Origin of the sequence: Aquimarina brevivitae (assembly GCF_004216895.1) — a bacterium.
GTDB lineage: Bacteria > Bacteroidota > Bacteroidia > Flavobacteriales > Flavobacteriaceae > Aquimarina > Aquimarina brevivitae.
On the sequence record NZ_SGXE01000012.1, the window covers coordinates 1 to 1,278 of the forward strand.

Sequence of the window (1,278 nt, forward strand, 5' to 3'; positions counted from 1 at the left end):
CCCCCGATTTCCATGTTAAAACCAAATAAAAAACAGTTAAAATTATATATGATTTAGGCAGCAGCTTTTTGATAAGGCTGCTGCCTTTTTATAACTGCACAGACTCTGTGTATGAGTTTATTTCTGATATTATTTATCACTAACATTTTAGATTTACCTTCTTTGACTTTTCTGTTATAATAAGCTTTAAGTTCCGGATCATGTGTCAATGCAGCCAGCGCACATAAATGTAGTTGTTTTTTAAGCAGTTTATTGGCCATATGATGCACTCTTGCCTTTTTGTGTATACTTGTTCCGGAAGAGTACTCAAAAGGCACTACACCGCAATAGCACGCTAGTTGTTTTGGGTTTGAATATCTTGTAAAGAAGTTGGTGTATATCGTTAGATATAAGGCTGTAAAAGTTCCTATACCTGTTACAGAACTAGCTAAATCCACGGTTTTATGCAACCTGTCATCAGATAAAATAAGTTTACGAATCTCTCCTTCTATTCTTTTAATTTCGTCTGAAAAAGTCTTTACGGATTTCTTAATATTCTTTTTAGCCAATTTACCAAGCTCCGGAGCAAAGTGTTCAAGTTCTTTAGGGTATTTCATTAAATCAGCTTTACTTTTGACCAATCTTTCCCTGATAGTAACCAAGGTCTTGATTTGATCCAAGATTTCAGGCAGGGGTTGATATAATTCTAACTCGGCATAATTTTTAGCGGCATATCTGGCAATACGGATAGCATCTATTTTGTCATTCTTGCCACGCTGAAGACCAAGACTTCTCATAATTTTAAGAGACATTTCTACGCAGATATTGGCTTGTTTTTCTACCAGTGATGTAATAATGAGTTTACCATAAATACCTGTGTGTTCCATACAAATAAGACATTCGGATAATTCGATTTTTTGATTTTTAAGCAATCTTAAATAGGCTTTGATTCCTTTTTTCGTGTTATCAAAAATGTAAGAATCTGTCTTACCTGAGCTGCTCAAAACTGCTACATCAAAGCTTAATTTAGCAATATCAATACCGATAAAGTGAGAAAATTTTTGTTTCTTCATAAGGCAAAATCTTTAAAGATAACTGGCCCAAGGAACTGAATTACAATCGAAACCCTGATAATAGGCCTAATAGCCTGAATTTCCATTTGATGCTGATTCAGAAATAACCGATAAAGGATTTAATCGGGGGATAAGTCTATAAACTTTGCGGCGCTCCTAATTCACCTTTATCGGTTGGGCTGTTATCCACAATTAATGAGGTTATCAACAAAGAAAATAAAAAGAA

The 1,278-nt window shown here is 34.4% G+C and carries 1 protein-coding gene; it reads right to left on the reverse strand.

Annotated features, from left to right (window positions below):
- Window positions 1–53: 53 nt before the first annotated feature.
- Window positions 54–1,052, reverse strand: a complete 999-nt coding sequence (locus EV197_RS16950; RefSeq protein ID WP_130287997.1) for an IS110 family RNA-guided transposase — start codon at window positions 1,050–1,052, stop codon at window positions 54–56.
- Between the last annotated feature and the right edge of the window lie 226 nt (window positions 1,053–1,278).